Genomic DNA, 22,723 nt, shown 5'->3' with positions numbered 1-22,723 from the left:
TCCCTGAGCAGATGGTTTTTCCAGTCCGACATATGGGTTGCGGGACGGAAACAGAATCCAGCTCTCAAGGTCTCTGACTTTCACAGGAAACAGAACCATGACCCGCGAATATTATTCCTCATCCGACTGCTACTACGGCCGCTCACCTAGTTCTCCGTCCTATGGAGCATATGGCTGTTCCTACAAGCCGCATCACGCGCAGTCAGCCTCAGGCCTGACCGTCAGCGGCTACGGCCGGACGCTGTATGTCCTTTATGGCGATTCCGTCACCAAGACATCCATCCTGAATGGTGGAACCGTCATTGTCGGATATGGTGGATCATCCAGCAACGCCACGATCGGCCATGACGGCCTTCAGGCTGTCATCTACGGCGGCACGTCCTCTGGCACGACCGTCCAGAGCGGTGGCCTCGAAGTCGTCTATGCCGGCGGCCGCACAGCCCAGACCGTCCTGAACGGTGGCGATCAGGTCGTGTTCGGCGGAACGGCCAGCAACACCACGGTCAACAATGGTGGCACGCAGTATGTTGCGGCAGGTCTGGCCAACGGTACCAGCATCAATAACGGTGGCACGGCCGTCGTTTCCAGCTGGGGCGCCATCAGCAATGCCTCCGTCCATAGCGGTGGCGAACTGGTCGTGAACTTCGGTTCCGTGGTCCAGAACACGAAGCTCTACACAGGCAGCACGCTCGACCTGAACTTCCTGCGCTACAGCAGCAGCACGACGGCCACGATCAGCAACGACTATCTGGTCATCAGCAGCAACCACGGAAAGATCACCTTCAGGCTGGCCGACAACTACAACGGCTACGCGAACCAGACCGTGACCCTGTCCCGTGACAGCGACGGCAGCACGCTCATCCACCTTCAGGAAGTCTGCTTCCTGCCCGGGACACTGATCGCAACGCCCGATGGCGAACGTATGGTTGAGACGTTCGAGATCGGCGACAGCGTTGTCACTCCCGGAGGCGAAACCCGCACCGTCACCTGGGTTGGCCGCGCCCATGCCCGCATCCGCGCCGGCGTCCCCGACGATCAGGCCGGCTATCCGGTCCGCATCCGCGCCAATGCCATCGCTGATGGCGTACCGCATTCGGACCTGCTGGTCACCGGCGAGCACTGCCTGTTCCTCGATGGCGGTTTCATTCCGGCCCGCATGCTGGTCAACGGCGCATCCATCGTCTGGGATTACAGCATTACGTCCTACGACTACCTGCATATCGAAACGGATGGTCATTCCGTCATTCTCGCCAACGGCCTGACGACGGAATCCTACCTCGATACCGGCAACCGCCGCAGCTTCATGCAGACCGGCCGCGTCGTTGCCTTCGGTGGCGCCCCGGCCAGCTGGGAACATGACGCCGCTGCCGAACTCGTCACGGACCGTGCCCGCGTCGAGCCTATCTGGACGGCCATTGCCGCCCGCGCCGGTGTTACCGCTGCCAGTGTCGCCATGACCACGGAGTCCGGCCTGAACCTGCAACTGCCCTGCGGAACACTGCTCGCACCGCGCCGCATCGCAGGTGACCGTGCTGTGTTCAGCCTGCCCGACGGTATCAGCGATATCCGCATTATCTCCCGCACCAGCCGTCCCTGTGACATGGTCGGCCCGTTCCTCGACGACCGTCGTGACCTCGGTGTTCTGGTCGGTAACGTGACGCTGTTCGAAAGCGCCGCCACCCGCCAGATCACGAGCCACCTCACGACGGACGCCGATGGCTGGCACGGTCGTGAATCTGACACCATGCGCTGGACAGCGGGTAACGCCGCGCTGAGCCTCAACACCATGACACCAGCGATCCTGACCCTGCAGATCATCGCCGCCGGCCCTTACAGCCTCGAAGACGATATCGCACCGGTCGCCCTGCGCGCCTGAGACAGAACCGGGCTTCGGATACTTTCCGGAGCCCGGTTTTACCCCCGGCGCCGCAGATGTTGTCCGTATGGATCGACTCTGGCGATGAGGACCCCATTGACCCTCTTTCCCTCTGCCCATAAGCCAGTCCGCGATGACTGACCAAGGACAGACCCCTTCCATGCCCATATCCTTTTCCGATCCGGCAGAACGCAGCGAGACGGAACCTCGCGCGCGGGAACTGTCCAGAATCGCCGGGCTCATGCGCATCACGCTGACCCTGACCCTGATTCTGCTGGCGATCTGGCTGGTCGGTGACGTGCTGGCCGTGATCTTTGCCTCGGCCCTGATCGCGATCGTCCTGCACGGCCTCGCCCGCATGCTCCGGCGTCACGTTCCCGTCATTCCCTATCAGGGCGCGGTGGCCCTTGTGACAGGCGTCATCCTGATCGCCATGATCGGCCTCGGCTGGAACAGCGGCCCCGCCATCAGTGACCAGTTCATCCGCCTCAAACAGGCCCTCATCACCCAGTCCGGCGAACTCCGGTCCCATCTCTCCGGCTCTACGGTCGGCCAGATGGTGCTCGATCACCTGCCATCCTCACTCGGTGGCAACGCCGCTGGAACGGCCAATCTCGGCTCACTGGGATCAGGCCTCGCCGGATCAGTCACCGGCCTGCTCAGCAGCGTTTTCGGTATTCTCGGAACGCTTCTGGTCGTCCTGATCGCAGGCCTGTATTTCGCACTCACCCCGGCGATCTATATCGACGGCATGCTCCGTCTCGTGCCGCCCCAGCATCGGCCTGCAGCACGTGAGCTGATGCTCACAGCCGGCGCGACCCTCTGGGCCTGGACCGCCGGGCAGGCACTGGACATGCTGGTCGTCGGCATGCTGTCAGGAATTGGTCTGTCGCTGATCGGCGTGCCGCTCGCACTGGCGCTCGGCGTCGTGGCTGGCCTGTGCAACTTCATCCCCTATATTGGCGCCATCCTCGGCGCGGTTCCGGCCGTGCTGCTGGGGCTTTCGCTCGGTACCCATGAAGCCCTGTTCGTTGGCATCCTGTACTGCGTGATCCAGTTCTTCGAAGGCAACGTCCTCGCTCCGCTGATCCAGCGCCGCGCCGTTCACATGCCGCCCGCCCTCGCCATCCTTTCACAGACAGTCTTCGGCTCGATCCTCGGCGCGCCCGGCCTGATCCTGGCCTCCCCCATTACGGCCGCCCTGCTGGCCATGGGCGACAAGGCCACTGCCCCGCTGGAAGACGAAAACCAGACCCGCCGCGCCGTCGGCGAAGTCACGGAAGAAGAAGAAAAACAGAAGAAATAAGTCTTCTGCGAAAAACAAAAAAAGACCGGCACTCCCGAAGGAGGCCGGTCTTTTTCATGCCTGAACCGTCACCGGTTCCTTACTTCGCAGGCTGCTGCGCGCCCTCAGGCTGAAGCGCCATGACCTGCGCATCCGGAAAGGTATTCATCCGGTACGGACCGTTCTTTTCAAGCTGAACCCCAATAATGTCGTCCTGCTTCTTGTGCTTCCAGATGGACACAATGACCGGTTGCCCCTGCGCTGTAGTCATTTCCAGAATAACCTGCCCCGGTGCAGGCGGACGCTCACCCGACGGTCCCCAGGCCGTTTCATGCGACTGAAGCCACAGATTGACCTTCTGGACTTCATCCGCCGTCAGATCACGGCTGACCGGCGCACTGATCTGCCCGGCCGTGACTTCCGGCAGCTTCCACGCATGCAGCAGCGGCCAGGTCACGAACCAGATGATGCCCACCGGGATGAGAACAAGGGCCGCAAAAACCAGCAGAAGTTTCTGTTCACGTCTCACGCCTGTTCTCCTGCCCAGCGGTTAAGGGCTGCAATAATGTAGCTGACGTCATCGTCCGTCAGTTCGGGATGAATGGGAAGGGCCAGAACCCGCGCACCAAGCCCTTCGGCCACCGGCAGCGAAGCCCCATCATGATGCGGCGCATAAGCCGGCTGATGATGGAGCGGCTTGGGATAATAAATGGCCGTTGGAACGCCCGCGTCTTTCAGAAACGCCTGCAGCGAGTTCCGCTTGCCCGCATCCGGCAGCAGAACCGTATAAATCGCCCAGGCGCTCTCGCTGTCGGCAACGCGCACAGGCGGCACGATCCCCGCAGGCATAGCAGCATCATAAGCCGAAGCAATCGCATCCCGACGCTTCAGCTCGTCCCCGAACACGTCGAGCTTTGCCAGCAACACCGCAGCCTGAAGCGTATCCAGGCGCCCGTTGATGCCAATCCGCTCGACTTCATAGCGCGTGCGCCCTTCCCCATGCGTGCGCAGGGAGTGATACAGCGCCGCCAGATCGTCATCATCCGTCAGGATCGCACCGCCATCTCCATAGCCGCCCAGCGGCTTGGACGGGAAGAAGGACAGCGTGGTCGCCTTCGCCTCATGCCCCAGACGGCGACCATGATAAGTCGCACCAAAAGACTGCGCGCAATCAGCCACCAACGTCAGATCTTCCTGCGCCGTCCAGGCCTTCAGTTCGTCCCAGGGCGCGGGCTGACCGAACAGATCCACGCCGATCACGACCCGGGGCTCCAACTCCTCAGCCTGACGCACGGCTTCAAGCCGCTCCTTCAGGGACTCAAGACTGATCTGGAAGGTCTGCGGATCCACATCCACGAAAACCGGCGTGCCCCCCAGCAGCAGAACAACTTCGGCCGTCGCCGTATAGGTAAAGGCTGGCAGAAACACCGCGTCTCCCGGCCCGATCTCCTCACCCATCAGTACCATCAGCAGCGCATCCGTCCCGGACGACACGCCGATCGCATGTCTCGCACCGCCGAACTCCGCCAGACGCTGCTCCAGTTCCTGCACTTCGGGGCCCAGCACGAAGCGGCAATGCGCCATGACGGCGTCCACACGTTTCTGGATGCTGCCCTTCAGCCGCGCCTGCTGGGCGGGAAGGTCGAGAAAAGCAATCTGCCTTGTCATGGCGCTATCATCTCCGGATCAGGATGGGACATCGCAAGCGGCGTATTGCCGTCACGGTTATGAAGAAATTCCGGCACCAGCCGATACAGGATAGCCATGACCGCGCCCAGATCACTCGCGTGACAGGCCGCCTCCAGCTCATCCATCGCAGCAGTGGCGACGGCAAAATCGACAGTACGGGGAGAGGCCATCCGCAGACCGGGCGCATCGGTCGGAACCGGCGCCTCACGGCCGTGGAACAGCTCCTCGAACAGCTTTTCGCCGGGCCGCAGCCCGGTAAAGCGGATCTCGATATCGCTCTCGGGCCGCAGGCCGGCCAGACGGATCATCTGGAACGCCAGATCCATGATCCGCACCGGATCACCCATATCAAGCACGAAAATACCGCCCTGCCTGAGACGCTGGTCCGTCGCATCGTTCTGCGCGCGCTCATGCGTCCCACGCACAGCCGCCTGCAACACCAGCCCCACGGCCTCGGGTACTGTCATGAAATAGCGCGTCATGTCCGGATGCGTGACCGTCAGCGGCCCGCCATGCTCAAGCTGCCGCCGAAACAGCGGCACAACCGAACCCGTGGACCCAAGCACATTGCCAAACCGCACGGTCACGCAGCGCATACCGCCCTGCCCGGCCCGCGCCCGCATATCGAGTGCCTGCCCGTACACCTCCGCACAGCGCTTGCTCGCGCCCATCAGACTGGACGGATTGACTGCCTTGTCCGTGGAAATCATGACCATCGCCTGCGCCCCGGCCCGCTCGGCCTCATCCGCGACGATCCGCGTGCCAATCACATTGGTCAGCACACCCTCGACCGGATTGTCTTCCACGATGGGCACATGCTTGAGCGCCGCCGCATGAAAGACGATCTGCGGCCGGTACGCGCCGAACACTTCGGCCATCCGCCGCCGGTCACGCACATCCGCGATGATCTGATGGCGTTTCACATCGCCAAAGCGTTCCGAAATATCCAGATTGATCTGCCACAGCGCATATTCGCTGCTTTCGATCAGCAAAAGCATGTCCGGCTGGAACGATGCGATCTGTCGCGTCAGCTCGGAACCGATACTGCCTCCGGCCCCCGTCACGGCAATGACGCGCCCACAGATCAGCCGTGCCATCCCCTGCGAGTCGAGCGCCACTGGCGGCCGGTTTAGCAGATCCTCGATCGCGATGGGCCGAAGCTCCACCCGATCAGCCGGCTGCAACGCAGTCAGCGATGGCGTACGCTGTACATCAATGTCATAGGCCCGTGCCGCTTCGAGAATACGGGACAGTTCCTTGCCCTTGATCTCCCCGGCCGTAATGACCAGCGCATCCGGCAGCTTTCCCGAAGCAAACAGCCGCTCCAGAATGGCTGGCGTCTCACTGATGGTTCCGAGAATCGGGCAGTCATGAATCCGCCGCCCGGCCTGCTGCGATCCACCAGTCAGCAGCCCAACCACACGCCGGTTGTTCACCCTGTCCCGCTCCATGGCCCGGATGAACAGATCAGCCTCATGATCCGCCCCAAGCAGCAGGATGCGCTCACCATTAAGCGCCACACTTTTGCGCCGCGCCGCCAGTCGCCACATCATCCGGATCGCGCCCAAGAAGACGAGCAGGACCAGCGCATGAATGATAGGGAAGGTCGGCGTCGGCAGCGGATAGCCCGCCACATGGAGCAATCCTGCAAACAACAGCGCGCTGAGGATAGACGCACAGGCGATGTTGAACAGGTCCGCCACACCTGAAAACCGCCAGTACTGCTGCGGAATACGAAAGGGCAGCCCCCCCACAAGCAGCGTGATCCCGCCCCCGGCAATAAACCACAGCGGGTGCAGCCATCCTCCCGCCGGATCGGCCAGCCAGCGCGCGACCAGCACAGCCGCTGCGGACACGACTCCGTCGAGCGCGACATTAAGTGCGATGCGGCGTGCCTGCATCGATGTACGCGAGGACGGGCCGGAAGGGGGCATTGAGGCCGGAGATGTGGGCCCTGTAGGATGAACAGATGTCACGCGCCCCTTATAGCGCCAAAAGCCTCCCTCCCATAAAGTCGTCCCATGCCCTTTTCTTTGCAGACCCTGACCAGCGGCGTCACACTTCCCTGTCTTGCCGCCGTTGTACTGTGCAATCTCCTGATCCTGCTCATGATCCTCGCCGGCGTGCTCGACCATCCCGTCGCCCGCAGCTCGCATACACGCCCCACCCCGAAAGGCGGCGGCATCGGCATCATCGGCGCCTTCGTCCTCTGCCTGATCCCCGCTCTTCATGCGGCTCATGCCTCCGCGCAGATCATCCCGCCCGTCACCGGACTGCTTCTGGGCATGATCCTGCTCGGCGCGGTCTCATGGCTCGATGACGTCCGCCCCTTCCCCGCGCGCTACAAGCTCGCCGCACAGTTCGTGGCCGCCATCGCCGCCGCGATTGGAACAGGCGCCCCGTTTTACGAACTGGTCCCATTCGTCCTGGCTGCCGTTTTCATCACGAATGCCCTGAATTTCATCGACGGTATCAACGGCCTCGCATCAGGCACCATGGCCATTTCCGCGCTCATTCTGGCCAGCGCAGGCATCATGCCCGCAACCTTCGTGCTGCTCGCCGTCTGCCTTCTGACCTTCCTGCCCTATAATTTTCCGAAAGCCCGGATCTTCATGGGTGACGTCGGCAGCCAGCCGATCGGTCTGGCCATGGCCTGGGGCGGCATGACCGGCTTCAATACCGGAGGCGGCCTGCTCGTCATCGCCCTGCTCTCAGGCGTGCTGTGGGATGCGAGCTTCACGCTCCTGCGCCGTGCACGCGCCGGTGACAGGCTCGCACAGGCCCATCGCGGCCATCTCTATCAACTGGCCATCCGCTCAGGACTATCCGTCCCGCTCGTCACAGTCATCTATTGGGGATTTGCCCTCTGGGGCGCTGCGGCTTTCGCCACAGGTCAGATCATCACAACTATCCTGATGATCCTCCTGCCACAGCTTGTGTGGACAGGATATGTCTGCACGCGGGCCAGAACCCGCGTGCAGGACCGCTGGTAACCCAGCGGCTTAAATCAGCCAGCGCGACGGCTGCTCAGACGCTCGACCGAAGCCGAAGCGCGTTCCGTGCGCGTGGAGCGCGTACCGGAAGCTTCCGCCATGACGGCGCGCATTTCACGCAGGAAGGTGGAGCCCTTCAGCGTACGCTGCACCAGCACCGAACGGCGATCCAGCGGATCGACCTTGCGACGTGCCAGATCCAGCTCGCCCAGACGGTCGAGCGCGCGGGTGATGGCTGGCTTGGAAACCTTGAGTTCCAGTGCCAGGCCACGGACCGTGTGAGCTCCGTCCCGCAGATAGCAGGTCAGGAAGACGGCGAGCTGACGGGCGGAAAGGTCGGGTCCGTCACGACGGACCATGGAAACGATGGTGTCGCACAGAAGGTTGAGCATCTGATCATTGGTAGCCTGGGGCATGATCTCTCTCCTAAGCAGTCTGCCCCCAGCCTGTTGCCCGATCCCATAACAGGACCCGGCAAGAAAGGGGCCGACATGAAATTGTCTCTGCCTCTCCGCTGCCGGAGAGACCGTAGTGGCACTCAGATGGTGATTCGAAACGCATGCGCAAGCATATGGGTTCCAAAACAATCCAGTAGACGATGACTCTGCATCGAAACGATAAGGGCCATATGCCTCATCCAAAGGCTTTTGACACCCCAATCTTTCAACACTCCGTCGCGTGAGCGCACTGTTCGCCTAGTGAAACGCTTTATGGAAGCTCAGGAATTATTATGAATTCGTGACAAAGTTTCCAGAATTGCCCGAAGACCCAGCACTTCTCCGCCCTCAGGCCGACCCGGTCGCGCGCCATCATTCCAAGCGTAAGTGTCGATATGCGCCCATTTCTGGCCGTTCGGAACGAATTTCTGAAGATAAAGTGCGGCTGTAATCGCGCCAGCCATTGGCTTGGACGTCACATTTCCGAAGTCAGCCACTTTACTATCCAGCCATGCATCATAGCCATGCCAGAGTGGCATTCTCCACATTACATCGGCTGTCGCTTTTCCCGATTCGATAATGAGTGAGGCGAGTTCATCGTCATTGCTGAACAGTGCCGGCACATCCGGACCGAGTGCAACGCGCGCGGCACCCGTTAAAGTTGCAGCATCCAGAATGGCACCCGGACGGCTTTCAGACGCTTCCGTTATCAGATCACACAACACCAGACGCCCTTCCGCATCCGTATTGCCAATTTCGACCGTCTTGCCGCTCCGCGTCCGCAGCACATCGCCGGGCCGCATGGCATGACCCGAGACACTGTTCTCGACACAGCCCAGACGCAGCTCCAGATCCACATCCAACCCAAGATCGATCGCCGCACACATGACGGCCAGCATCAGCGCTGCCCCGCCCATGTCCTTCTTCATGCGCAACATGCCTGCAGCGCTCTTGAGATCGTACCCGCCCGTATCGAAACACACGCCCTTGCCAATCAGCGAAATCCGCGGCGCCCCCTCACGCGCCTTCCACCGCGCCACAACCACAGCCGGCTTGCGCTCCGACCCCTCACCAACATCGGCCAGACACGGATACGCACTGCGCAGATCATCACCTTCGACAATGCTGACAGTAGCCCCGCGATGCACCAGCGCCGCACCGGCCATATCCGCCAGTTCACGCGGTCCCAGCAGATTGGCCGGCATGTTAATAAGGTCACGCCCGAACCAGACCGCCTTCGACAGCGCCACCAGCCGTTTCGCATCATCCGGCACGACCATCCGCGTCGTCAGAGGTTTGGCCTCACCGAGGCTGAACCGGTACGCCCCCATGCAGAACCCAAGCAGCGCACTTTCCAGCGCCGCCTCCCCGAGCCCATGCAGGACAACCGTCCAGTCCCCGTCCGGCAATGCGGTTCCAAGCGTTCCAAAAGCGGCCGGATCGTTCACCCGCGCGGACGCCACACACAGAATCGCAGCGCCAACGCCACTCTCACCCGGCAACAGCGTGAAGGCGCCGTCTTTCGAGGAAAAACCCTGCCCTTCAAGAAAAGCCGCGTGATCGCCCAGAAGCCCGGAAATCGCAGCGCTGTCCTCACAGGCCACAAGATGCACCAGACGGGCCGACGGCGCTTCGGCAGAGGTCACGAATGGAAGCTGGGGATGCGGATTCATATGACTTTCTTCCTCAAATACCGGCCCGACCCGATAAAGATCACCCGGATGGGCTTCAGATGCTTGCTTTTGCCCCGCAGGCACCCGACCATTCAGACATGAAGGGTGCATTCCACGGAACCTCGTCCAGCTATCATACCATGCCAGCCAGCATCCGTGCTGCCCTCGGCCCCACCAATACCGGCAAGACCCATTATGCCTTAACGCGCATGATGGCCCATGCGTCCGGCATCATCGGCTTCCCCCTGCGCCTGCTGGCCCGGGAAAACTACGAGCGCCTGGTGAAAATCAAGGGCGAGCGCAGCGTCGCCCTCATCACGGGCAAGGAAAAGATCGTCCCGCCCGGAGCACGCTGGTTCTCCTGCACCGTCGAAGCCATGCCGCTGGACCGCAAGGCCGAGTTCGTCGCCATCGACGAAATCCAGCTCGCCTCGGACCCGGACCGCGGCCACATCTTCACGGACCGCCTGCTTCACGCGAGAGGCACCGTCGAAACCCTTTTCCTCGGCGCCGAAACCATCCGCCCGCTGCTCCAGAAACTCGTCCCGGGCATTGAAATCGACATCCGCACCCGCCTTTCCAGCCTCGCCAGCACGGGACATACCAAGCTTTCCCGCCTGCCACCCCGCTCGGCCATCGTCGCCTTCTCCATGAGCGAGGTCTACGCACTGGCCGAAGTCATCCGCCGTCGCCGTGGCGGCTGTGCGGTCATCATGGGCCAGCTCAGTCCCCGCACCCGCAACGCCCAGGTCGAGCTCTACCAGAACCGCGAAGTCGATTATCTCGTCGCAACAGACGCCATCGGCATGGGCCTGAACATGGACGTCGATCACGTCGCCCTGGCCCAGCTCAGCAAGTTCGACGGCACTGTCCCCCGCCCCCTGTTCCCGCAGGAAATCGCCCAGATCGCCGGACGCGCCGGACGCGGCATGAAAGACGGCACCTTCGGCACCACGGCCGACTGCCCGCCCATGTCCAGCGCCCTCGTCGAAGCCGTCGAGCAGCACCGCTTCGACCCGATCCAGCGCCTCTACTGGCGCAACCACGAGCTGGACTTCACCAACCCCGCCAACCTGCTCAAAAGCCTGACCCGGCCCGCCCCGCTGCGTGGTCTGACCGCAGGCCGCGTCGCCTCGGACGTCACCACGCTCGAATCCCTGATGCTCGACCCGGACATTCGCGAGATCGCCCGCGGAAAACGCGCCACCGCCCTGCTCTGGGACGTCTGCCAGATCCCCGATTTCCGCAAACTCGGCGATGACAGCCACACCCGCCTCTGCGCCCGCCTCTACACCCATCTGGTCAAGGACGGCACGATCCCTCCAAGCTGGATGGAAGGCCATATCCGTGGCTTTGCCCGCACCGAAGGCGATATCGACACGCTGATGCACCGCCTCACCGGCGTCCGCGTCTGCTCCTACGTTGCCGCCCGCACCGAATGGAGCCGCCATTCCGCCCTGTGGCAGGAACGCGCCCGCGAAGTCGAGGACTTGCTCTCCGACGCCCTGCACGAACGCCTCACCGCCCGCTTCGTGGACCGCCGGGCCACGTCCCTGCTCCGCCGCCTCGACAGTGACACCGACCGCACCCTGCTCTCCGCCGTCAAACCGGACGGAGAAGTCCTGGTCGAAGGCCACAGCATCGGCCGCATCCGTGGCTTTACGCTGGAAACTGATGTCGCCTCAGGCCCCGACCGCCAGATCATCCTGCGCGCCGGTCGCAAGGCCCTGCTGCATGAAATCCCCCGCCGCATCCGCATGCTTCAGGATGCGCCCGACACCGCCCTCAGACTGGATACCACGAACGGCGAACTCTTCTGGGAAGACATTCGCCTCGGCCGCCTCACGGCAGGCCCGTCCCTGCTCCGCCCCGCCATCCAGCTTTTCCCGGCGGAATTCACGGATGCCGTCCAAAAAACGCACGTCGAAACACGCCTTCTGGGCTTCGTGGCACAGCTCATTCAGAAGGACCTCAAGCCCCTCTACCGTGCCCATGCCATGGCAGAGCGCGAACCCCAGTTCCGGGCCGTCCTGCATCGCCTCATGGAAGATGGCGGCATCACTGACGCCCTGCCCGAAGACCACGCCCTGACGCCCGAACTGCGAAACAGATTGCGCAAAAGCGGCGTAGAGATCGGACGCTTCTCGATCTACTGCCCGGCACTTTTCCGGACCCGCCCGCTGGCGCTGCTGGGCCTCCTCCACGCCCTGCATAACGGAACCGCATTGCGCGCCACCGCGCCCGGCCGTGTCTCCCTTCCCTGGAGCGACATTCAGGGCCAGTTCGGATGGATCCGCGCAGGCGATACAGGCCTGCGTCTCGACATCGCGGAACGCTGCATTGCGGAGATGCACCAACTTGCCCTCCGCCACGATCACGCAGCGCCTCCCGGTCTGGCCTCCAGACTGGGCATCAAAGCCGACATCCTCCTATCCGTGCTGAAGGGCTTGGGCATCGCCCACCGCCCTGCCGAGATGCCCCCAACAGCCCATGCCGGCCCACCCTCCCCCCTGATGATCCTGAAGGACCGCCGGACACGCGCCTCCCGTCGGCGCAAAACCCACTCCCATCAGACTCAGGCCAGACGCCCGGCCCCGCCCCGGACCGATAGTCCGTTTGCAGCTCTCGCAGCTCTCAGAGAAAAAGTCCGTCCATGAGTGAAGACTACCAGCGACTGGATCAGTGGCTGTATTATGCCCGCGTCGCCAAGACACGCCCGCTTTGCGCCGCCATCATCAGCAAGGGCCGTATCCGTATCAACAGACAGCCCACCAGCAAGCCCCACGCCAAACTTCACGTTGGCGACATATTGACTTTTCCGGCCGTTTCTGGCGGAGAAGTGCGCGTGTGGCGCGTCTTGGATCTTGGTGAACGCCGCGGTCCGGCAAAAGAAGCCGCACTTCTTTATGAAGCCATCACAGAAGACGGCTGACGATGCTTGCGTCTGAGGCCAAACCTTCGCATATCATCCCGCTCGGATGAAACCGGCCGGATGCCGGACCAGCAAGACGATCGGAGACGTCAATGACCTATGTGGTCACCGAAAACTGCATTCTCTGCAAGTTCACGGATTGCGTGGAAGTCTGCCCCGTAGACTGTTTCTACGCCGGTGAGAATTTCCTCGTCATCAATCCTGACGAATGCATCGACTGCGGCGTATGTGAGCCGGAATGCCCGGCAGAGGCCATCGTCCCGGACAGCGACAACCGTGCCGCACCGTGGATCGAGGTCAACGCGAAATATTCCACGCAGTGGCCGAACATGACCCGCAAGATCGACGCCATGCCGGACGCGGAAGAATGGAAAGACAAGCCCGGCAAGGCCGCCATGCTGTCCGAGGCGCCTCACAAGGACTGACCCCGCTTTTCTTTGGCGGCATCTTTCACCCGGTCTCCCAGGAGACCGGGTTTTTTTGTGCCCGCTTTTCCATGGAACCCTCCGGTTCAGAGACCGTCCCGGCCGGAAAGCCAGACACAAAAAAAAGGCTGACAGGATTTCTCCTGTCAGCCCTTCCCTCAGGTCTCGAAAGAAACCTTAGCGGGACATCATGTTGATCGCGGTGTCATGCATGATGAAGATCGTACCGCCGATGATGACGATCACCGATGCCGCAGCAAAGATGAAGCACATCAGGTTCCAGCTCTGCTCGGTGCTGGTGTTCATGTGGAGGAAGAACACCAGGTGGACGACGATCTGCACGACGGCAAGAACCGTCAGTGCTGCAAGCGCCATCCCCGGAGACAGGGCGTGGGACATGACAGCGGCAAAGGATGCCACCGTCAGGATCACGGCCAGAACAAAGCCGATCAGATAGGACGGGTAAGAGCCGTGGCTGTCACCCGTCATCGTGGTGGTAGGAGCCTGGGTCATTACATCACTCCTGCGAGATAGACGAACGAGAAGACACAGATCCAGACGATGTCAAGAAAGTGCCAGAACAGGCTGAGGCAGGCCAGCTTGTTCATCATACGCTCGGACAGATCCTGCGGACCCATCATCTGCACCATCAGCACTGCCATCCAGATCAGACCGCAGGTAACGTGCAGACCGTGCGTTCCAACCAGCGTGAAGAACGCGGAGAGGAATGCGGAACGGTCAGGACCATTGCCTTCTGCGATCATGGAGCTGAACTCGTTCAGCTCCAGACCGACGAAGGAAAGACCCAGCACGAACGTAACGGCCAGCCACAGCAGGACCATCTTCTTGTTCTTCGCCAGCGCGTTCAGCGAGGCAAAGCCGTACGTGATGGACGAGAACAGCAGGATAGCCGTCTCGATCCCCACGTTCGTCAGGTCGAACAGTTCCTTGCCCGACGGGCCACCGGCATACTGGTTCCGGAGGACCGCGAAGGCAGCGAAGATCGACCCGAACAGGACACAGTCCGTCATCAGGTAGAGCCAGAAGCCGAACACGTTGGGGGACTCGTGGTGTTCCCCGTGGTGATCGTCAGCGTGTGCCAGAGGCGACATGGTTGCTTCGTGAGCCATAAGTCTTATGCGCCCCTATTACTCTGCTGCCTGTGCAGCAGCGATACGACGGGAATAGACTTCCTCGTTGTGCTCGATTTCGCTTACCGGGACATAGTAGTCGACGTCGCGGTCAGCGCTGCGCAGGATCATGGTTGCAACGATACCGATCAGGCCGATGGCAGCGAGCCACCAGATGTACCAGATCGAAGCGAAACCGAGGATGAAGCTGAACAGACCGATGAAGACACCAGCAGATGTGTTCTTCGGCATGTGGATCGGAGCCAGCGGCTTACCGTGAGCCTGACGGCCCAGCTGCTTCTCGGTGTGGAACGTGTCGAGACCATGAATGTCAGGAATGACCGCGAAGTTATATGCCGGCGGCGGAGAGGAAATGGACCACTCCAGCGTACGGCCGTTCCACGGATCACCCGTCAGATCAAGGTTCTCGGGCAGGTTACGGTCACGGATGGAAACGTAGAGCTGCGTGAGCTGGCAGACGATACCGAGAGCGATAACGATTGCACCAACTTCAGCAACGAGCATCCACGGATACCAGTCGGGGTTGTCGTAGTGGTTCATACGACGCGTCATGCCTTCGAGGCCGAGGACATAAAGCGGAATGAAGGCCAGGTAGAAACCGACGAACCAGCACCAGAAAGCGCGCTTGCCCCAGGCTTCGTTCAGCTTGAAGCCGAAAGCCTTCGGGAACCAGAAACCCATGCCTGCAATGTAGCCGAAGTACACACCGCCGATGATGACGTTGTGGAAGTGGGCGATCAGGAACAGGGAGTTATGCAGGATCCAGTCAGCGGCCGGCATGGCCATCATGACACCGGTCATACCACCGATGGAGAAGGTGATCATGAAGCCGAGCGTCCAGTGCATCGGAGCCGTGAATTCCACGCGGCCCTTATACATCGTGAACAGCCAGTTGAAGATCTTCACACCCGTCGGGACGGCGATGATCATCGTCATGATACCGAAGAAGGTATTGACGTTGGCACCGGCACCCATGGTGAAAAAGTGATGCACCCACACGACGAAGGAGAGCACCATGATGGAGCACGTGGCGTACACCATCGTCTTGTAGCCGAAGAGCGGCTTCTGGGAGAACGTTGCAGTGACCTCGGAGAAAACACCGAATGCCGGAATGACAAGGATGTAAACTTCCGGATGGCCCCAGGTCCAGATCATGCTGAGGTAAAGCATGACGTTGCCGCCGGCATCGTTCGTGAAGAAGTGCATGCCGAGGTAACGATCAAGGCTGAGCAGAGCCAGCGTCACCGTCAGAACCGGGAAGGACACCATGATCAGAACGGTCGTGCAGAACGCGGTCCAGGTGAAGACCGGCATCTGCATCCAGCCCATGCCAGGCGCACGCATCTTGACGATGGTCGTGAAGAAGTTCACGCCCGTCAGCAGCGTACCGACACCGGAGATCTGAACGGCCCAGATATAATAGTCAACGCCGACACCCGGGCTGAACTGCATTTCGGACAGAGGCGGGTAAACCAGCCAGCCGCACTGGGCAAACTCACCGATGAACAGCGAGATGTTGATCAGCAGGGCACCGACCAGCGTCATGTAGAAGCTGAGCGAGTTCAGGAACGGGAACGCAACGTCGCGGGCACCGATCTGCAGGGGAACAACCAGGTTCATCAGACCCGTCATGAACGCCATTGCCATGAAGAAGATCATGATGGTGCCGTGAGCGGAGAAGATCTGGTCGTAGTGATGCGGCGGCAGGTAACCGGGATTACCCTTGTATGCCAGCGCGAGCTGGGTACGCATCATGATGGCGTCCGCAAAACCGCGGAACAGCATGACGATCGCCAGGATGATGTACATTACGGCAAGACGCTTGTGGTCGACAGTCGTCAGCCAGTCACGCCAGAGATAGCCCCATTTGCCATAATAGGTGACAGCACCCAGTACGGCGAGACCGATGACAGCAACACCAAGGAATGTACCGACAAGAATCGGCACATCCAACGGTATGGCTGATAAGGAGAGTTTTCCGAGCATCTGTCGGTTATTCCTTCATGCCAGTGTCGGACGGTGCAGCGTTGGAAGCAGACTGCATGTGCATGACCTTGCCCGTCTTCTTGTCCACCATCATGCCGTTGTTATACTTGGCAACGATGCCGTCGAAGAGATCCGGCTGGACATGCGCGAAATACTGTACCGGTGCAGCTTCCTGCGGTGCGGCATATTTCGGGTATGTGGTGTCGTCGAGATTTTCACTTCCGCTCTTCACCTTCTCAACCCAGTCGTTGAACTGAGCCGGATCCATGGCAAGAGTGCGGAACTTCATGTCCGAGAAACCACGACCGCTGAACTGTGAAGCCTCACCGAGGTAGTCCCCGGATTCACTTGCAAGCAGATGCAGCTGGGTCTGTTCACCCGGCATGGCGTAGATCATCGAACCCAGACGGGGGATGAAGAACGACGTCATGACGGAGTCAGACGTGATCTGGAAGTTCAGCGGCGTGTTCGTCGGGACATCCAGCTGGTTGATCGTTGCGATCCCCAGGTCCGGATAGATGAACATCCACTTCCAGTCGAGAGAGACCACCTGGACATTCAGGGGCTTGACGTTGTCAGCCGTCTGAAGCGGGCGGTACGGGTCATAGGCATGCGTGCTCCACCAGCTGATGGCGCCAAGAATGGCGATCAGCAGGGCGGGAACGCCCCAGATGACATATTCAATAGCGGTCGAATGATCCCAGGTCGGGAGGTATTCGGCCTCTTTGTTGGAAGCACGATACTTCCACGCAAAATAAAGCGTCGCGGCGCAGGTGGGAACCACGATCAGCATCATGATGACGAATTCCGCCACCATGACATCGCGGTTCATTTCTGCGACCGGGCCGCGCGGCTGAAGCAGATCAACCGTACAACCCGATAGCATCAGCGCCGGCAACGCTGGGAGATATCGCCAGAGTTTTTTCATCGGTCCTGCTTTCATCATCCGTTCCGGCTTGCAGTAGTCGCCGGGAAACGGTTTGACACGATAAGGTCCGCATCAGTGCCGCCGAACGCTGCCATAGTCTGCTACCTTTCTCGTTCGTATCCTGACGTCAGGAACCGGATCAAAGATCCGACCCTGAAATTCATTCAGCATGGGACACGGCTGTCCCGGTTCCTCAGGTTTTTTCTGCCTGAATCGCCTTAAAGACAAGGCTTATCACGGATTTCGTGAGCCCTCCCCCAAGATCAGCCCCAAGGTGAAATGGCTGTTTTTCGCCACATTTGATCGAATTACGACTTTCATTAAACGCGAACATTACCGATTTTTAATGTAAATCGATTTAGAATTCGCGAGAATAATTCAAGACTTTTTTGGTCCAAAAAGCAGAAAGGGGCGGCATTAACTGCCGCCCCTTCCATCATGCCCAATATCGTCCGGACAGTATTGTCAGTCGTTGTTACCTGAACGGACACCCATGAACTGGATGAGAAACTGGAACAGGTTCACGAAATTGAGATACATCGTCAGCGCATCATAGACACTGAGCTTCGCAACTTCCTCAGGACCAGCATAAGCCATGTACTGCTGATACGTGATCTTGATGCGCTGCGTGTCATAGGCTGCCAGCAGCGTGAAAAGACCCACACCTATTACTGAAACCAGCATGGCGAGCGGAGAGCTGTGCAGGAAAATGTTCACCACAGACGCCAGAATGATCCCGATCAGCCCCATGAACAGGAACGAACCGAGTCGAGCGAGATTGGCGCCCGTCGTGTATCCCCACAGCGACATTCCGGCGAATGTAATGGCGGTCACAAAGAAGGTCCGCGCCACGGAAACGCCCGTATAGCTCAGCAGAAGGCTGGCCATGCTGGCACCCATCGCCGCACTGAACAGCAGGAAAATCCCCTGCACCGCCGGGCGCGACAGACGGTTGACCCCGAAGGACAACACCATCACGAACACGAGCGGCGCAAAGATACTGATTCCGCCCAGCAGGGTCGGACGCAGGACGATGGCACCGTTCGGCATCTCGGCCAGATGGAAGAACAACGCACGCAGGGATGTCTGCGCCACGCCATAGGCGACCAGTCCCGTGATCACCAGACCAAGCGCCATCCAGTTGAAGACCCGGCACATATAAGCGCGAAGTCCGGCGTCGAGACTGCCGGCTCCGGCCTGCACACCAGCTCTGCTGAAGTTGGAATTGAAAGCCATGACACCTTTTCCAATGAGATGCCCTTCTGAAAAGGGCGCTTGACGAACCCGGGAGGGCCGTCCGTACACTCGGACTGAATGTGGGGTTTTTGCCGGAAGGGTCAAGAATGCTCCGCCGTCCCTTACTTCTTTTTCATGGGAAACACGCCACTTGAGACTTTTTGTCGCACTCGACCTTCCTGCTGATGTCCGGGAAACGCTTGCGCTGATGCGCGGTTCCATGCCCGGCGTGCAATGGGTTCCTGCCGAGAACCATCACATCACCCTCCGTTTCATCGGAGAGGTCACCGACAGGCACCGGATGGAGGAGATTGACCTCGCCCTCTCCCGCCTTGCCTGGAAACCCTTCGAACTGTCCCTCGCGCAGGCCGATATTCGCGAAGGCCTCAATGCGGACAGTCTCCTGATCGGGGTCGAGCGCACGCCGCAACTGGACGCACTCCAGTCCCAGGTCGAAAGCGCCCTCCGTCGCGCCGGATGCTTCCCCGCCAAGCGCCGGTTCCAGCCCGCAGTCACTCTGGGACATTTTTCCCCGAGCCAGAGAGCGGACGCTATCCAATGGGTCCAGCGCCACAACCTGTTCCGCAGCAAACCGATGCCGGTGGAACACGTTACATTGTTCGAGAGCCTGCGCAGCCTTGGTGAACATGTCTACGTTCCCCGGGCCGAATATGCCTGGCAGCCGGACATGCCGCTGATCCCCGAGGAAGAATGACATCACACTCTCCCCAGACCCAGGAGCGCCTTGAGGCGCTCGTTCGGGAAGTCCGGGCCTGCCGGGTCTGCGAGGCCCATCTCCCCCTCGGCGCCCGGCCTCTGATCCATGTTTCCGCAACCTCCAGAATCCTGATCGCCAGCCAGGCCCCCGGCACCAAGGCCCATATCGCCGGCAAGTCCTTTTACGATCCGTCTGGCAACCGCCTGCGCAACTGGCTCGGCATTTCGGAAGACGTCTTCTACGACACGCGCCATGTCGCCATTTTTCCGATGGGGCTCTGCTATCCCGGACGCCTGCCGCAGGGAGGCGACAACCCGCCCCGCCCGGAATGTGCGCCAATCTGGCGTCGTCGTGTCCTCTCGCTCATGCCGGATATCCGTCTGACACTATTGGTCGGAAGCTATTCGCAGAACCACGTTCTGGGACGTGGCTCGGTCACCGAGCGCGTCAGGAATTTCCGGGATTACCTGCCGGACTACTTCCCCCTGCCCCACCCGTCATGGCGCACAGGTGTCTGGGAAAAGAAGGCACCCTGGTTTCAGGAAGAGGTCATTCCGGCCCTGCGCGAACGCGTCCACGCGATACTAGCCGATCGCTGATCAGACAGCCTTGGCCTGTTTCAGTGCCTCGACCAGAAACCCTTCCGCGCCCGACGCCAAGATCTGAACACCAATCGCCAGCAGGATCAGCGCCGCAAGCCGGCTGACGATCCGTGTGCCCGTCACCCCCAGCATCGCAACAACGCGCTCGGCATAAGCGTAAACAACTGCCACCACGACCGCCATCGTGGTTGCAGCAGCCGACACGCCAGCATAATAGTCCGCCGTAGGCATATTCGGCGGCGTGGACGAACTGAGCGCAATGGCCACGGAAATACTTCCCGGTCCCACCGTAAATGGCATGGCCAGCGGAAAGAACGCCGTCTCCCGCAGATCCGGCGTCGTCACGGTCCGACCACCCTGAAGCGCCTGCTTTTCCTTGCGCGCCTCGGACGTCTCGGGTTGCAGCAGCATCAGCCAGGCACGCGATGCCACAACCAGCCCGCCCGTAATCCGCAGCGCATTGATCGAAATCCCGAAGAACCCGAGGATCCAGCTTCCAAACCAGATGGACACCAGCATGATGCCCAGCGAATTCAGCGCGACCTGACGGGCCAGTTCGACAACCTCGCGGCGGTCGCGCCCTTCCGTCGCCTGAGCGAAAATCAGCGACGCTCCAAGCGGATTGATGATCGAAAAGAGCGCCGGAAAGGCAATCAACCAGCTGCTGAGCGTATTACCCAGCCCGGGTGCAAGGCTCATGAACCTGTCAGACCTGACGCAGCCTGTGGCTGGCGCTTGCGTGCCAGACGTTCCTCACCCTTCAGAAAAGCCCGCAGCATCCGATAATCCTCGGAAAAACAGCACACCGTCCCAGCCGTCCTGTCCGGACAGACCGTCAGTCCCAGATCATTATAGACCGCCATCAGGGACTGGCCAACCTGTATGAAAGCGAGCTTGCACCCCTCCTGCAACGCCAGATCCCGCAGCCGCCAGATCGCCGCCACACAGTTCCGCTCCGCCCCGGCAGGATCGCCCAGACCGATGATGAACTGCCCCGTCCGCAGAAACGGAATGGCCGCGCGCCCCGCCTCGTCCATCAGCAGACCAGTCGGCCGTCGCGTTCCAAGCTGCGGCAATGCATGAGCCAGACTGTGATAGCGATGCGCATTCTCCGCCGTCCAAGCCTCGAACCGGATCCGCGTCCTGCGCATCCCCCGCCACAGAACATAGAATCCGCACAGGGCCGAAAACCCCAGAAACCAGCGCCCCACGGCCGTATGCGCGTCATAGATCATCGAGCGCCACCAGATCGGCCCCAGATGACGCTGCACGGCCACCCAGCCCACGCCCATCAGCCCCAGAGCCCAGAGCGACAGTGGGGCCAGCATGGATGGCGTCAGCGGAGCCGTCAGAAAATGTGCGCGCCGGTAATAGCAGTTTCGGAACGGCAGCAGCAGCAGCATCACGAGCATGATGACCAGCGGCCCTTCCCAGGGCGCATGCCGCAGGATCAGCAGCAGAACTGCCGCACCCAGCATCCCGAGAGAAAATTTCCAGGCAAGCGCCACACGCTGCGACAGCCCCCAGGACAGCGCTACCAGCCCGACACCCGCCACCGTCAGCAGCAGATCTGCGATCTGGGAGACCGCCGCGCCAAGGGATGTCTCAAGCGGCGGGAGGTTCGCAACTAGCGCATAAAGCACCAGCAGAATACCCACGACGGCCTGAACGCTCGTCGCCACGGCCACGGAAAAATCCGCTTCCGACTCCCGGATAACCTGACTGGGCCGCACCCGCCGCGGCGCCTGCCCGGCAGACGCCAGAGCCTGCTCTCCCCGTAGGAAAAGCTCGTGGCCGGCAAACATCAGCCCCGCAAGAAGCAGCGGAATGATGTAGTAGAACAGCCGGAAAACAAGGATGGCCCCCATGATCTGCGACGCCGGCAGATAGGCCTGCAATGCCAGCAGCATGGCCCCGTCAAAGACGCCCAGCCCCCCCGGCACACTGGCCACAAGACCCGCCGTATAGGAGGCCAGATAAATCGCAAGGAACGTCCCGAACCCGAAATGCGCCTCAGGTGGCAGCGGAGGCAGAACGCAATAGGCAATCAGCGCCGTCGCCGCCATATCCGCCGCACTGACGGCAATCTGCGCGATCGCAATGCCGGGGCCCGGCAGCTCGATCTCGTATTTCCAGACCCGCACATGCCGCTGGACACGCGCCACCAGCACATAGGCCAGCAGCACGCCCCACAGCGCCAGCCCTGCCAGACGGAGCAGGAACTCCGGCAGATGGGACAGCACCGGCACGGCATGCGGCTCGATAATCAGGATGCCGCCGATCAGCGCCATCGTCCCCAGCAGATACGTCGCCGAGCAGAACGCAATAATCTGCGCAATCGCCCCCGGTGCCACGCCCCAGCTCCGGTAGAGCCGAAAACGAACCGCCGCTCCGGAAATCGCCGCACAGCCCAGATTGTGGGACAGCACATAGGAGCAGAACGCCGCAAAGGCCGAACGCTGATAGGACACATCCGCCCGCACATGTAGACAGGCCAGACGGTCGTAGAAAGACAGAATGAAATAGGACAGGAGCGTCGCGGCCCCACCTGCCAGCAGCGCTGAATCCGGAATGGCGCTCAGACTGGCGGTGATGTCATGCAGCGACAGATGCCGCAGTTCCCGCCAGATCACGACCACGGCCGCGACCAGCAGAACCAGCCCCACCAGAGCCGGCGCACGGGACATCAGAACCTGCCAGCGCCGCTTCGGATGCCCGGCCTCCGGACACACCGCATCCGCCGGCCCCGTAACCACGGATGCTCCGGCCTCCTCTACAACGGAGGATCCCTG

General features: G+C 61.1%; 20 protein-coding genes. 8 read left to right on the top strand and 12 right to left on the bottom strand.

The window, feature by feature from the left end:
* The first annotated feature begins 97 nt into the window (after positions 1 to 97).
* On the top strand, positions 98 to 1,876 hold the full coding sequence (locus tag GRO01_RS03075) for a Hint domain-containing protein (protein WP_062509361.1): 1,779 nt from the start codon (positions 98 to 100) through the stop codon (positions 1,874 to 1,876).
* Between the two features lie 160 nt (positions 1,877 to 2,036).
* Positions 2,037 to 3,182, top strand: a complete 1,146-nt coding sequence (locus GRO01_RS03070; RefSeq protein WP_062509363.1) for an AI-2E family transporter — start codon at positions 2,037 to 2,039, stop codon at positions 3,180 to 3,182.
* 79 nt (positions 3,183 to 3,261) lie between these two features.
* Here GRO01_RS03070 and GRO01_RS03065 read toward each other — a convergent pair whose 3' ends face one another.
* From GRO01_RS03065 to GRO01_RS03055, 3 genes are read right to left on the bottom strand one after another with little or no spacing between them, the layout of a single operon-like run.
* Complete coding sequence (locus GRO01_RS03065; RefSeq protein WP_062509365.1) at positions 3,262 to 3,690, bottom strand: hypothetical protein; 429 nt, start codon at positions 3,688 to 3,690, stop codon at positions 3,262 to 3,264.
* Positions 3,687 to 4,829, bottom strand: a complete 1,143-nt coding sequence (locus GRO01_RS03060) for a DegT/DnrJ/EryC1/StrS family aminotransferase (protein ID WP_062509367.1) — start codon at positions 4,827 to 4,829, stop codon at positions 3,687 to 3,689. The genes GRO01_RS03065 and GRO01_RS03060 overlap by 4 nt, the downstream gene beginning before the upstream one ends.
* Complete coding sequence (locus GRO01_RS03055; protein WP_141306799.1) at positions 4,826 to 6,784, bottom strand: polysaccharide biosynthesis protein; 1,959 nt, start codon at positions 6,782 to 6,784, stop codon at positions 4,826 to 4,828. Before GRO01_RS03055 ends, GRO01_RS03060 begins: the two co-directional genes overlap by 4 nt.
* An 87-nt stretch (positions 6,785 to 6,871) precedes the next feature.
* Here GRO01_RS03055 and GRO01_RS03050 point away from each other — a divergent pair, with 87 nt between their 5' ends.
* Entirely contained in the window at positions 6,872 to 7,843 is a 972-nt protein-coding gene (locus GRO01_RS03050; protein WP_062509371.1) for a glycosyltransferase family 4 protein, read from the top strand.
* Positions 7,844 to 7,857: 14 nt separating this feature from the next.
* Here the strand turns inward: GRO01_RS03050 and GRO01_RS03045 are convergent, their stop codons facing one another.
* Together GRO01_RS03045 and GRO01_RS03040 are read right to left on the bottom strand one after the other, a co-directional pair.
* Positions 7,858 to 8,259: a MarR family transcriptional regulator gene (locus tag GRO01_RS03045; protein ID WP_024717011.1), complete on the bottom strand. Its 402-nt coding sequence runs from the start codon at positions 8,257 to 8,259 to the stop codon at positions 7,858 to 7,860.
* 302 nt (positions 8,260 to 8,561) lie between these two features.
* Positions 8,562 to 9,953, bottom strand: coding sequence for a leucyl aminopeptidase family protein (locus GRO01_RS03040; protein WP_062509375.1), 1,392 nt, complete (start codon positions 9,951 to 9,953; stop codon positions 8,562 to 8,564).
* A 59-nt stretch (positions 9,954 to 10,012) separates the two neighbouring features.
* Here GRO01_RS03040 and GRO01_RS03035 point away from each other — a divergent pair, with 59 nt between their 5' ends.
* The 3 genes from GRO01_RS03035 (at position 10,013) to fdxA (ending at position 13,310) form a co-directional block, all read left to right on the top strand.
* Complete coding sequence (locus GRO01_RS03035) at positions 10,013 to 12,610, top strand: helicase-related protein (protein ID WP_141306759.1); 2,598 nt, start codon at positions 10,013 to 10,015, stop codon at positions 12,608 to 12,610.
* Positions 12,607 to 12,885 (top strand): RNA-binding S4 domain-containing protein, encoded by a 279-nt coding sequence (locus GRO01_RS03030; protein WP_062507469.1) that lies wholly within the window; start codon positions 12,607 to 12,609, stop codon positions 12,883 to 12,885. Before GRO01_RS03035 ends, GRO01_RS03030 begins: the two co-directional genes overlap by 4 nt.
* 92 nt (positions 12,886 to 12,977) lie before the next feature.
* Positions 12,978 to 13,310, top strand: coding sequence for a ferredoxin FdxA (gene fdxA / locus GRO01_RS03025; RefSeq protein WP_062507470.1), 333 nt, complete (start codon positions 12,978 to 12,980; stop codon positions 13,308 to 13,310).
* 177 nt (positions 13,311 to 13,487) lie between these two features.
* Here fdxA and cyoD read toward each other — a convergent pair whose 3' ends face one another.
* The 5 genes from cyoD to GRO01_RS03000 all read right to left on the bottom strand — a co-directional run bounded on the left by cyoD (position 13,488) and on the right by GRO01_RS03000 (position 18,611).
* The gene (gene cyoD / locus GRO01_RS03020; RefSeq protein WP_062507471.1) at positions 13,488 to 13,823 is read right to left on the bottom strand and encodes a cytochrome o ubiquinol oxidase subunit IV; all 336 of its coding nucleotides are present in this window, start codon (positions 13,821 to 13,823) and stop codon (positions 13,488 to 13,490) included.
* Entirely contained in the window at positions 13,823 to 14,440 is a 618-nt protein-coding gene (gene cyoC, locus GRO01_RS03015; RefSeq protein ID WP_062507473.1) for a cytochrome o ubiquinol oxidase subunit III, read from the bottom strand. Before cyoC ends, cyoD begins: the two co-directional genes overlap by 1 nt.
* Before the next feature lie 18 nt (positions 14,441 to 14,458).
* Positions 14,459 to 16,447: a cytochrome o ubiquinol oxidase subunit I gene (cyoB, locus tag GRO01_RS03010; RefSeq protein WP_062507474.1), complete on the bottom strand. Its 1,989-nt coding sequence runs from the start codon at positions 16,445 to 16,447 to the stop codon at positions 14,459 to 14,461.
* 7 nt (positions 16,448 to 16,454) lie between these two features.
* The gene (cyoA, locus tag GRO01_RS03005) at positions 16,455 to 17,393 is read right to left on the bottom strand and encodes a ubiquinol oxidase subunit II (protein WP_062507476.1); all 939 of its coding nucleotides are present in this window, start codon (positions 17,391 to 17,393) and stop codon (positions 16,455 to 16,457) included.
* A 447-nt stretch (positions 17,394 to 17,840) separates the two neighbouring features.
* Positions 17,841 to 18,611: a Bax inhibitor-1/YccA family protein gene (locus GRO01_RS03000; RefSeq protein WP_062507477.1), complete on the bottom strand. Its 771-nt coding sequence runs from the start codon at positions 18,609 to 18,611 to the stop codon at positions 17,841 to 17,843.
* A gap of 151 nt (positions 18,612 to 18,762) precedes the next feature.
* Here GRO01_RS03000 and thpR point away from each other — a divergent pair, with 151 nt between their 5' ends.
* Complete coding sequence (gene thpR / locus GRO01_RS02995; protein ID WP_062507479.1) at positions 18,763 to 19,326, top strand: RNA 2',3'-cyclic phosphodiesterase; 564 nt, start codon at positions 18,763 to 18,765, stop codon at positions 19,324 to 19,326.
* Positions 19,323 to 19,928, top strand: a complete 606-nt coding sequence (locus GRO01_RS02990) for a uracil-DNA glycosylase family protein (protein ID WP_062507481.1) — start codon at positions 19,323 to 19,325, stop codon at positions 19,926 to 19,928. The genes thpR and GRO01_RS02990 overlap by 4 nt, the downstream gene beginning before the upstream one ends.
* Here GRO01_RS02990 and GRO01_RS02985 read toward each other — a convergent pair whose 3' ends face one another.
* Positions 19,929 to 20,630 carry a MarC family protein gene (locus tag GRO01_RS02985; protein WP_062507482.1) on the bottom strand — a complete coding sequence of 234 codons (702 nt, stop codon included), beginning with the start codon at positions 20,628 to 20,630 and terminating at the stop codon, positions 19,929 to 19,931.
* Positions 20,627 to 22,618 carry a lysylphosphatidylglycerol synthase domain-containing protein gene (locus GRO01_RS02980; protein ID WP_371857373.1) on the bottom strand — a complete coding sequence of 664 codons (1,992 nt, stop codon included), beginning with the start codon at positions 22,616 to 22,618 and terminating at the stop codon, positions 20,627 to 20,629. Before GRO01_RS02980 ends, GRO01_RS02985 begins: the two co-directional genes overlap by 4 nt.
* Positions 22,619 to 22,723: the final 105 nt, after the last annotated feature.

The organism is Gluconobacter roseus NBRC 3990, assembly GCF_006538885.1.
GTDB classification, from domain to species: Bacteria; Pseudomonadota; Alphaproteobacteria; order Acetobacterales; family Acetobacteraceae; genus Gluconobacter; species Gluconobacter roseus.
This window is presented reverse-complemented; position numbering and strand designations above follow the sequence as displayed.

Excerpts from the sequence above, each read along its gene's own strand:
- cyoC (WP_062507473.1), bottom strand. The coding sequence starts at position 14,440 with ATGGCTCACGAAGCAACCATGTCGCCTCTGGCACACGCTGACGATCAC.
- cyoB (WP_062507474.1), bottom strand. The coding sequence starts at position 16,447 with ATGCTCGGAAAACTCTCCTTATCAGCCATACCGTTGGATGTGCCGATT.
- GRO01_RS03030 (WP_062507469.1), top strand. The coding sequence starts at position 12,607 with ATGAGTGAAGACTACCAGCGACTGGATCAGTGGCTGTATTATGCCCGC.
- GRO01_RS03060 (WP_062509367.1), bottom strand. The coding sequence starts at position 4,829 with ATGACAAGGCAGATTGCTTTTCTCGACCTTCCCGCCCAGCAGGCGCGG.
- GRO01_RS03075 (WP_062509361.1), top strand. The coding sequence starts at position 98 with ATGACCCGCGAATATTATTCCTCATCCGACTGCTACTACGGCCGCTCA.
- GRO01_RS03070 (WP_062509363.1), top strand. The coding sequence starts at position 2,037 with ATGCCCATATCCTTTTCCGATCCGGCAGAACGCAGCGAGACGGAACCT.
- fdxA (WP_062507470.1), top strand. The coding sequence starts at position 12,978 with ATGACCTATGTGGTCACCGAAAACTGCATTCTCTGCAAGTTCACGGAT.
- GRO01_RS03050 (WP_062509371.1), top strand. The coding sequence starts at position 6,872 with ATGCCCTTTTCTTTGCAGACCCTGACCAGCGGCGTCACACTTCCCTGT.
- GRO01_RS02985 (WP_062507482.1), bottom strand. The coding sequence starts at position 20,630 with ATGAGCCTTGCACCCGGGCTGGGTAATACGCTCAGCAGCTGGTTGATT.
- GRO01_RS03035 (WP_141306759.1), top strand. The coding sequence starts at position 10,013 with ATGCTTGCTTTTGCCCCGCAGGCACCCGACCATTCAGACATGAAGGGT.
- GRO01_RS03045 (WP_024717011.1), bottom strand. The coding sequence starts at position 8,259 with ATGCCCCAGGCTACCAATGATCAGATGCTCAACCTTCTGTGCGACACC.
- GRO01_RS03040 (WP_062509375.1), bottom strand. The coding sequence starts at position 9,953 with ATGAATCCGCATCCCCAGCTTCCATTCGTGACCTCTGCCGAAGCGCCG.
- GRO01_RS02990 (WP_062507481.1), top strand. The coding sequence starts at position 19,323 with ATGACATCACACTCTCCCCAGACCCAGGAGCGCCTTGAGGCGCTCGTT.
- GRO01_RS03000 (WP_062507477.1), bottom strand. The coding sequence starts at position 18,611 with ATGGCTTTCAATTCCAACTTCAGCAGAGCTGGTGTGCAGGCCGGAGCC.
- GRO01_RS03055 (WP_141306799.1), bottom strand. The coding sequence starts at position 6,784 with ATGCCCCCTTCCGGCCCGTCCTCGCGTACATCGATGCAGGCACGCCGC.
- cyoA (WP_062507476.1), bottom strand. The coding sequence starts at position 17,393 with ATGATGAAAGCAGGACCGATGAAAAAACTCTGGCGATATCTCCCAGCG.
- cyoD (WP_062507471.1), bottom strand. The coding sequence starts at position 13,823 with ATGACCCAGGCTCCTACCACCACGATGACGGGTGACAGCCACGGCTCT.
- GRO01_RS02980 (WP_371857373.1), bottom strand. The coding sequence starts at position 22,618 with ATGTCCCGTGCGCCGGCTCTGGTGGGGCTGGTTCTGCTGGTCGCGGCC.